7 protein-coding genes are annotated in these 9,471 nt (G+C 71.3%); 5 read left to right on the top strand and 2 right to left on the bottom strand.

Annotation, left to right across the window (positions count from 1 at the left end; genetic code table 11):
- Nucleotides 1–19: 19 nt before the first annotated feature.
- Genes AB0I81_RS43315 through AB0I81_RS43330 form a run of 4 tightly spaced genes read left to right on the top strand, consistent with a single transcriptional unit; the run spans nucleotide 20 to nucleotide 4,457 of the window.
- Nucleotides 20–1,102, top strand: coding sequence for a hypothetical protein (locus tag AB0I81_RS43315; protein WP_360670309.1), 1,083 nt, complete (start codon nucleotides 20–22; stop codon nucleotides 1,100–1,102).
- Between the two features lie 16 nt (nucleotides 1,103–1,118).
- Nucleotides 1,119–2,261 (top strand): toxic anion resistance protein, encoded by a 1,143-nt coding sequence (locus AB0I81_RS43320; protein WP_360670312.1) that lies wholly within the window; start codon nucleotides 1,119–1,121, stop codon nucleotides 2,259–2,261.
- The gene (locus AB0I81_RS43325) at nucleotides 2,258–3,850 is read left to right on the top strand and encodes a substrate-binding domain-containing protein (RefSeq protein ID WP_360670314.1); all 1,593 of its coding nucleotides are present in this window, start codon (nucleotides 2,258–2,260) and stop codon (nucleotides 3,848–3,850) included. Before AB0I81_RS43320 ends, AB0I81_RS43325 begins: the two co-directional genes overlap by 4 nt.
- Complete coding sequence (locus tag AB0I81_RS43330) at nucleotides 3,837–4,457, top strand: hypothetical protein (protein ID WP_360670317.1); 621 nt, start codon at nucleotides 3,837–3,839, stop codon at nucleotides 4,455–4,457. Before AB0I81_RS43325 ends, AB0I81_RS43330 begins: the two co-directional genes overlap by 14 nt.
- On the opposite strand, the gene AB0I81_RS43335 is transcribed toward AB0I81_RS43330, so the two are convergent.
- Nucleotides 4,450–6,546: an alpha-galactosidase gene (locus AB0I81_RS43335; protein WP_360670320.1), complete on the bottom strand. Its 2,097-nt coding sequence runs from the start codon at nucleotides 6,544–6,546 to the stop codon at nucleotides 4,450–4,452. The two genes, AB0I81_RS43330 and AB0I81_RS43335, sit on opposite strands and share 8 nt — an antisense overlap.
- Before the next feature lie 275 nt (nucleotides 6,547–6,821).
- Complete coding sequence (locus AB0I81_RS43340) at nucleotides 6,822–8,267, bottom strand: RICIN domain-containing protein (RefSeq protein WP_360670322.1); 1,446 nt, start codon at nucleotides 8,265–8,267, stop codon at nucleotides 6,822–6,824.
- A 283-nt stretch (nucleotides 8,268–8,550) separates the two neighbouring features.
- Between AB0I81_RS43340 and AB0I81_RS43345 the strand changes: the two genes are divergently transcribed.
- A complete protein-coding gene (locus tag AB0I81_RS43345; protein WP_360670325.1) occupies nucleotides 8,551–9,420 on the top strand; it encodes a siderophore-interacting protein in 870 nt (289 codons plus the stop codon).
- Nucleotides 9,421–9,471 lie beyond the last annotated feature (51 nt).

A 9,471-nucleotide genomic window follows, 5' to 3' on the forward strand; every position in this document is an offset into this window, starting at 1 on the left:
ATTCAGGAAAAGGGGTTCGATGAAGCGGTGGATCGGCGTCATTCTGGCGGCGGTTCTGGCGGGGGTGGCAGTGGTCGCGATCGTCATCGGGAACCGGGGTGACGAGCGGCCGGAGATGGTCGCGGTGCGGGGTGTCATCGGGTCGGAGAAGAAGCCCTTCTTCGACGACCCCAAGGTCAAGGCGGCCTTCGCCAAGCACGGGCTGAGCGTCGAGGTGGACACGGCCGGATCCCGGCAGATCGTCACCGACGTGGACCTGAGCCGGTACGCCTTCGCCTTCCCCTCCAGCGTTCCGGCCGCCGAACGGATCAAGAGCGACCGCAAGGCCACGACCACGTACTCGCCGTTCTACTCGCCGATGGCGGTGGCCACGTTCGAGCCGATCGCGGCCCTGCTCACAAAATCCGGCATTCTTCGCGATTCCGGCAAAGGCCACCAAATCCTAGACATCAAGAAATATCTCGACCTAGTAGCCAAGGGCACACGCTGGGACGAAATTCCGGACAATTCGGCATATCAGGCACGTAAGCGGGTGCTGCTTACGACGACCGATATCCGTACGTCCAACTCCGCCGCCATGTACCTGTCCGCGATCGGTTACGTGGCCAACGGCGAGAACGTCATCACCTCCGACGCGCAGATCGCGAAGATCGCGCCCGTCGTCGGGCCGGCCGTACTCGACCAGGGCTTCTCCGAGTCCACCAGCGAGGCCTCCTTCGACGACTACCTCGCGCTGGGCGCGGGCAAGACGCCGATGCTGGTCGTGTACGAGGCGCAGTACCTCGCCCGCGTCTTCGCCGGCGACGGCCTGATCAAGCCTGACATGCGGCTGGTCTACCCCTCGCCCACCGTGCTCAGCAAGCACACCCTGGTGCCCCTGTCGGCCGGCGGCGGCCGCGTCGGCGAGCTGCTCACCAAGGATCCGGAGCTGCAGTCCCTGGCCGCCCGGTACGGCTTCCGCACCACCGACCCGCGCCCGTTCGCCGACCAGGTCGCCAAGACCGGGGCGCCGGCCGCCAAGGAGCTGGTCGACGTCGTCGAGCCGCCCACCTACGAGCGGCTGGACCGGCTCATCACCACCATCGACTCCGCCAGACCCTAGCAAGGAGATCTTGTACGTGTCCGATCTGGTGCTCACGCCGCCCGAACCGGTCACCCCGGTCCCGGCCGAGACAGCCGCCACCATGCTGCCGATGTCCGGCGAGCGCACGGCCGAGCTGACCGCCAAGGCGCGCGATTTCGCCGGCGAGCTGACGGGCATCGACCCGCGCTCGCCGGAATTCTCCCGCAAGGTGCACGACATCTCCTCGATGGGCGACACCGAGATCAGGTCCGCCTCGCAGGTGGCCAACCGCATGCTCAAGCGCCCGGTCGCCGCCCTCAGCGCGGCCAAGGGCGAGGGCGCCGACGCCCAGGCCAAGGTGGCGGGCGACCTGGTCGCGCTGCGCCGTACCGTCGTGGACCTGGATCCCAAGCAGGCCGCGAGCGGGCCGCGCAAGCTGCTGGGGCTCATTCCCTTCGGTGACCGGCTGCGTGACTACTTCGCCAAGTTCCACTCCGCGCAGAAGCACCTCGACGACATCATCCGCGCGCTGAAGTCCGGCCAGGACGAGCTGCTGCGCGACAACGCCGCCATCGAGGGCGAGAAGACGAACCTGTGGGAGGCCATGAAGCGGCTGCAGGAGTACGCGGTGATGGCCCAGGCGATGGACGCGGCCCTGGAGGAGCGCATCGCGCTGGCCACCGAGGAGCAGGCCACGGCGCTGCGCTCCGACGCGCTGTTCGCCGTACGCCAGAAACACCAGGACCTGCTCACCCAGCTCGCCGTCTCCGCGCAGGGCTACCTGGCCCTGGACCTGGTGCGCAAGAACAACCTGGAGCTCAGCAAGGGCGTGGACCGGGCCACCACCACGACGGTCGCGGCGCTGCGCACGGCGGTGACGGTCGCGCAGGCGCTGGCCAACCAGAAGCTCGTGCTCGACCAGATCACCGCGCTGAACGCGACGACCGGCGACCTCATCCTGGCCACCAGCGAGATGCTGCGCACGCAGGCGGGAGCGATCCAGAACCAGGCCGCCTCGACGACCGTGGACCTGGACACGCTGCGCCAGGCGTTCGACAACGTCTACGCCACCATGGACCTGATCGACTCCTTCCGCGCCCAGGCCGTGGACAACATGGCGGTCACGGTGGACAGCCTGTCGTCGGAGCTGGAGCACGCCAGGACCTACCTGGAGCGGGCACAGGAGTCCGGCTCATGACCGGCACGACCGGGCTCACGCCCACCTCGCGCCGCCGCAGCTGGCTCGCCGCCGCGCTCCTGCCCGCCCTGCTCCTGACGGCCGCCTGCGGCGGCGGGACGGAGGAGACCACCGACGGCCCCGATGTCCTGCGCATCCTGGCCGGCAGCGAGGTCAAGGACCTGGAGCCGCTGCTCAAGCGAGCCGAGAGCGAGGCCGGCGTACAGGTGAAGCTGACCTACACCGGCACGCTCGACGGCGCCGAGCAGGTCGCGAGCGGCCGCGCCGACGGCCGGCTGGACGCCATCTGGTTCTCCTCCAACCGCTACCTGTCCCTGATCGACGGCGCCCAGGCCAAGCTGTCCACCCAGACCAAGACCATGGTCTCGCCGGTCGTCCTGGGCCTGAAGCCCGCCAAGGCGAGCGAGCTCGGCTGGGACGCCAAGCAGCCCACGTGGGGCGAGATCGCGGCGGCGGCGAAGGACGGCAGGTTCAGCTTCGGCATGACCAACCCCGCCTCCTCCAACTCGGGCTTCTCCGCTCTGGTCGGGGTCGCCGCCGCGCTGTCGGACGCCGACGGCGCGCTCAGCGCCGAGCAGGTCGCCACCGTGACGCCCCGGCTCAAGGAGTTCTTCTCCGCGCAGCGGCTGACGGCCGGCTCGTCGGGCTGGCTGGCCGACGCCTACACCCGCGACCCGCGCGTGGACGGCATGGTCAACTACGAGTCGGTGCTGCTCGGCTCCCGCCAACCGCTCAAGCTCATCTACCCGGGCGACGGCGTGGTCAGCGCCGACTACCCGCTCACCCTGCTGGCCTCCGCGCCCGAGGCCAAGAAGACCCTGTACGGCAAGCTCACCGCCTGGCTGCGCACCCCGGCCGTACAGAAGGAGATCATGACCGGCAGCCACCGCCGGCCGATCGCCGGCAACGTGCCCCTCGACCCGCGCTTCGGCCAGGCCCAGCTCATCGAGCTGCCCTTCCCCAACCGGCGCAGCACGGCCGACGAGCTGATCGCCACCTACCTCAACCAGGTGCGCGTCCCGCCGGAGACCAGGTTCGTGCTGGACACCTCCGGCTCCATGAAGGGCGACAGGATCTCCGCGCTGCGCCAGGCCCTGGTCGCGCTGACCGGCGCCGACGGGTCCGTCTCCGGCGCGTTCACCCGGTTCAGCAACCGCGAGTCGGTGACGATGATCCCGTTCAACGGCACGCCGGGGCAGCCGGTCGAGTTCACCGTCCCCGAACGCGCCCCCGAAGCCGTGCTCACCCAGATCAGGCAGTTCGCCGAAGGGCTGGGCGCGAACGGCGGCACCGCGATCTACGACAGCCTCGCGGCCGCCTACGACCGGCCGGTCGCGCCCGGCCACTACTCCTCGATCGTGCTCATGACCGACGGCGAGAACGCCAACGGCTCCGACTACTCCGCCTTCGAGGCCCGCTACCGGGCCCTGCCGGACGAGCAGCGCCGCACGCCGACGTTCGTGGTGCTGTTCGGGGAGAGCGACGCCGAGGAGATGCGCCGGGTGGCCGACCTGACCGGCGGCGCGGTGTTCGACGCCCGTACGACCTCGCTGACGGGCGCCTTCAAGGAGATCCGTGGCTATCAGTGAGCGGGCCCTGCGCTACCTGGGCTCCACCAGGAACATCGTCGGCTCCTGCCTGGCGCTGCTCGGCCTGCTCGGCCACTTCCTGGGCCTGACGGGCGCGTTCTGGCCGGTGGTGGTGATCGCGCTGTACGGGGTCGGCGCGCTGCTCGCCCCGCCCGACCGCGTCCGGCTGACGATCTCCCACGCCGAGGTGGAGACCCGGGCCCTGCGCGCCGACCTGGACGGCCTGCTGGCCCGCCTCGACCGGCGCTTCCCCGAGGACGTGCACGCCGCCGTGCACGCCCTGGCCGAGGTCATCGGCGGCGTGCTGGCCAGGGCCGAACAGCTCACCGCCTCCCCCGACCAGCTCCACGTGCTCTCCCAGACCATCCGCAGCTACCTGCCCGCCAGCCTGGAGGCGTACGCGAACCTGCCCCGCGGCTACGCCCTGACCCGGCGGGCCGGTCGCGAGCGCAGCGCCCACGAGGAGCTGCTGGCCCAGCTCGCGCTGCTCGACGCCCAGATGGGCAAGGTCGCCGAGGCGATCCACCGGGGCGACGAGCAGGCGCTGCGCGACCAGGGCCGCTTCCTGCGCGACCGTTTCGGCGGCTCTGATTTGGACCTCAGCTGACCGCCGGGCCTTTGCCCGGGTTAGGTTGGACCCTTTCGAGCTCCACGATCAGCGCGGACGTCGGCTGCAGCGTCGGGGCGGGCAGCCCCAGCTCGCCCAGCGCCGCACCGGACAGCCGCACCGGGGCGTCGGCCCACTTCGGCATCCGCGCCCCGCGGGGCACGGGCCCGGCGACGCGCACCTCGTACACGGCGGCGGGGTCGAGGCCGGGCAGCCGCAGCGGCCCCGGCGCGATGCTCGGCCGCGAGGTGAGCTGCACGTAGCCGTACACCGCGCGCTCCGGCAGCACCACCCCGTGCAGCAGCGCCGACGGGTCCGGGTGGTCGGCGTGCACGACCCGCCCGGCGTGCAGCACCGGCCGCAGCCGCTTGTGCAGCGCGATCCAGGTGCCCAGCTCCGCCAGCTCCTCCTGGCTCGCCGAGGTCAGATCCCATTCCACGCCCATGTGCCCGAACAGCGCGGTGGCGGCCCTGAAAGCCAGCGGCAGGCTCCGGCCCGTGCTGTGGTCGCGCGGCGCGCCGACGTGGCAGCCCAGCCGGTCCGGCGGCACCAGCAGCCCCGTCCAGCGCTGGATCGACTGCCGGTCCAGCGCGTCGTTGCAGTCGGAGGTCCACACCCGGTCGGTGCGGGCCAGGATGCCGTAGTCGATGCGCGCCCCGCCCGACGAGCACGACTCGATCTCCAGCCCGGGATGACGGGCGCGCAACTCGTCCAGCAGCCGGTAGGTGGCCAGGGTCTGCGCGTGCACGCCGGGCACGCCGTCGTGCACCGGCTCGGCGATGTCGCGGTTGTGGTCCCACTTGATGTAGTCGAGCGCGTACTCGCCGACCAGCGTGTCCAGCCTTTCCAGCAGGTACGCGTACGCCTCCGGCCTGGCCAGGTCGAGCACCTGCTGGTTGCGCTGCGGCGGCGGCATGCGCTCGGCCCGGCCCAGGATCCAGTCGGGGTGCGCGCGGGCCAGGTCGGAGTCGGGGTTGACCATCTCCGGCTCGAACCACAGGCCGAACTGCATGCCCAGCTTGCGTACCCGGTCGGCCAGCGGGCGCAGGCCCTCCGGCCACACGCCCTCGTCGACGTACCAGTCGCCCAGCCCGGCCCGGTCGTGGCGGCGGTGCCGGAACCAGCCGTCGTCCAGCACGAACCGCTCGATCCCGGCCGCCGCGGCCCGCTCGGCCAGCTCCAGCAGCCGGTCGAGGCCGTGGTCGAAGTACGTGGCCTCCCAGTTGTTCAGCGTGACGGGCCGCACCGGCAGCGCCCGCTCCCGCAGGTGGCCGTGCAGCCGCGCGCTCGCGTCGTCCAGCCCGGCGCCCGACCAGGCGAAGTACGCCCACGGCGTGCCATAACTCTCCCCCTCGGCCAGCACCACCTCGCCGGGTTCGAGCACCTCGCCCGCGCCCAGCAGCGCCACGCCCTCGGCCAGCCGCTCGGCGTAGTGCACGTGATTGCCGCTCCAGCCCGCGTGCACCGCCCACACCTCACCCCCGCGGAACCCGAACCCCTCGGTCCCCGCCACCAGCAGCCCGGTGCCGTCGTGCCCGGTGCGGCCCCGCCGGTTCTCCCTGGACCACACCCCCTGCCCGAACGCCCTGCGCTGCGGCACCTTCTCCAGCGCCCACCGGCCGGTGAAGTCCAGCAGCTCACCGGCGCGATCCGGCACCGGCAGCACACACACCAGACCCGCCACCCGGTACGGCGACGCGGCGGTGTTCCTCAGGGTGTGCCGCATGCGCACCAGGCCGCCGCCGTCCATGATCAGCTCGCTCACCAGCTCCAGGCCAGCTCTGGCGTCGGCGGCCGTGATGGTCACCGTGCCGCCGGAGCCGGGCTCGGCCTCCACCTCCACGTCCCGCACACTCCACCGGACCGGCCAGTGCTCACCGTCCCTGCCACCGGACAGGCCGGGCCGGCCGTACCAGGCGTCGCCCTGGGCCGGCAGCAGCGGCGGGGCCGCCGAGTCCAGCACGGGCAGCAGGTCGGGGCCGGAGACGGGGCCGAGAGCGGCGCCGAAGTGCCGCACCCGCGGCAGTCCTGGGCCGGTGTCGTCGAGCACCAGCGCGGCGCCCGCCGCTGAGAGGATCACGGGAGACAAGTCGGGCTCCTATCTCGGGGGGAGACAGGCCCCGGACCGGCGGCCCGGCACCTGTCGAAACGTCAGCATTCCGACGCTATCGCCCCCGATCTCACACCCGCACGCCGAGCCCCCGCTCGGGGAAAGCCCTCCGGCGGACGCTGCTCCGACGGACGCTGCTCCGACGGACGCTGCTCCGACGGACGCTGCTCCGGCAGACACTCCTCCGGCGGACGGGAAAGGCCCCTCCGGCGGGCGGGTCGCCGGAGGGGCCGAGGGGGAGGAGGGAAACGTGGTCAGACGGAGATCCGCCCGGCGCCCGCGCCGGCGGTCACGATCGACTTGACGCTGGAGGCGCCGTCGAGCGAGTAGGAGTAGGGGATGGAGCCCACGCCGCCGCCGCTCTGCCCACTGCCGGAATTGACGAAGTGGTTGTTGCGCGCGACCAGGGTGCCCGGCCCCGAGTCACCCTCGCCGAGGTGGAAGGGATCCTCGGTGTTCTCGAAGTAGTTGCCCTCGACCAGCACGCCCGCACCCTCGGTGGAGGCCACGCCGTAGCCGCCGACGTTGCCGTAGAAGTTGTTGTAGACGTGCACCGGGTTGCCGAACCGCACCCGCGGATGGCGCTGGTTGGTGCCGTCGAACCAGTTGTGGTGGTACGTCACCCGCAGGTGCCCCCGGTCCTCGCCGCCGTTGCCGTCGTCGTGGCCGAGCAGCATGGTCTTGTCATGGTTGGTGACCTTGTTCCATGAGATGGTCACGTAGTCGCTGGCCCGCTTGACGTCCACGGCGCCGTCATTGCCGTCGCTGAAGGTGTTGTGGTCGATGAACACGCGCGTGGAGTACTGCACGTTGATCGCGTCGTCGCCCCAGCCGCGGAAGGTCAGGTTCCGCACGATCACGTTGCCTGCCTCGGAGATGTTGAACCCGCAACCCGCGATGGTGGCGCCCGAGTTGCCCAGCACGGTCTTGTTGGAGGCCACGCGGAGCATGCCGGAGCAGGAGATCGTACCGGAGACCCGGATCACCGCCGCGCCGCTCGCAGACAGCGCGCTGGTCAGGGCCGAAGCGCTGGTGACGGTGGTCGGCGAGGCGTTGCCGCCGCCGCTGGTGCCGCCGCCCTGGGTGGCCCAGCCGACGAGCCCGGTCGGGTTGCCGCCGGGAGGAGGCGAGGTGGGCGGGTCCGTGGGGTCGGGCGGGTCGGTCGGGTTGCTTCCCGCCGGTTGCAGGCGCCACTGCTTGGTCGCGACCGAGTCGCAGGAGTTCTGCTGCACCAGGCCGCCGGAGGCGGTCGAGTTGTCCTTGATGTTGAGACACTTGCCGCCGTTGGAGTTGACGACCCTGAGGGTGGCGCCCGACTCGGGCAGCGTCCAGGTCTGGGAGGAGGCGCCGGTGCAGCTCTCCTGCTGCACGGCCTTGCCCGCGGAGGTGCTGGCGTCCCTGACGCCCGCGCACTTGCCGCTGTGCGCCGCCCTGAGCGTGTAGTTGCCGCCGCTGGCCGTCAGGTTCCAGGTCTGCCCGGAGCCGCCGCAGCCGGTCTGCGTGAGCTGCACGCCGTCCGACGCGCCGGCCCCCGGCACGGTGAGGCACAGGCCGCTGCCGTTGTTCACCACACTGTACGCCCCGGGCGCGGGCGCGGCCGCCGCCGAGGACGCCACGGCCACCCCGGCGATCGTGGTGCCGGCCAGGACCACTACGCCGGCGATGAGGGCAGCCGCGCTGCCGTTGATTCTGTGTCGCACGATTCACGCTCCTTGCTGGCCCGAGCAGGTCCGGTGTGGCCTGCTGCCTGTCCCCCAGCGAGCATTCGTCCACGTACGTACGGCCATACGTGGTGAGCGAACGGCCCACAACATAGGCAAGCGCTTTCCCGCTGTCAATGAGCCATGAAAGTTTCATCCCCACCCGGCCCGACCTGCCCTTGGTCACTTGTCGCGACGGCGAGGTGACCCTTGGTCGGCAGACTGGCCTAAATCACCACAATCGTTTAGGTTAGGCTCACCTAATCGATTGGAGATCTCGGGGATGACCGCGCCCTTTCGCATGTTCGACGTCCGCGTGGACCGGCTCGAACGGCTGAGCCCGTCCTTCCTGCGGGTGACGTTCACCGGCGACGACCTGAACCTGTTCGCGGACAACGGCTTCGACCAGCGGCTCAAGCTCATCCTCCCGCTCCCGGACCACGGCCTGGCCCACCTGCCGACCGGCACCGACTGGTACGCCAAGTGGCGCGCGCTCGACGCCGGCAAGCGCAACCCGATGCGTACCTACACCGCCAGGCTCGTCCGCCCCGACGCCGCCGAGGTGGACGTGGACGTGGTCATGCACCCGGACGGCGGCCCGGTCGCCCGCTGGGCGGAAGGCGTGCGGCCCGGTGACGTCGCCGCCCTGTTCGGCCCGGACTCCCGCTACGGGGAGCGCCACGGCGGCCTGGAGTTCCACCCGCCCGCCGGCACGGGCTGCGTGCTCATCGCCGGCGACGAGACCGCCGTGCCCGCCATCTGCGGCATCCTGGAGCGGCTGCCCGCCGAACTGGCCGGCGAGGTGCTCATGGAGGTGCCCTGCGAGGACGACTTCCTGCCGGTCGAGACGGCCGCCTCGGTCAAGGTGACCTGGCTGGCCAGGAACGGCGGCGAGCGGGGCGCCCACCTCATCCCCGCCGTCCGCGCCGCCGCCGGCCGCCTGCTGCCGGCGCTGCCCGCCCCCGACGCCCCCGCGTCCTTCGACGACGTGGACGTGGACACCGACGAACTGTGGGAGGTGCCGCAGGAGGAGGCGGTCGACTACGGGCCGCTGTACGCGTGGCTGGCCGGCGAGGCGGGCGTCATCAAGCTCCTGCGCAGGCACCTGGCCTCGGGTATTCAGCCGAGGGAGTCGGCTCTTCCTGAAACATGAGAAAAGGTGCCCCTGACCTGCAAGGATTTGGGTGTCGACGCCATATCCAGT

This window comes from Nonomuraea sp. NPDC050404, assembly GCF_040655495.1.
Taxonomy (GTDB): domain Bacteria; phylum Actinomycetota; class Actinomycetes; order Streptosporangiales; family Streptosporangiaceae; genus Nonomuraea.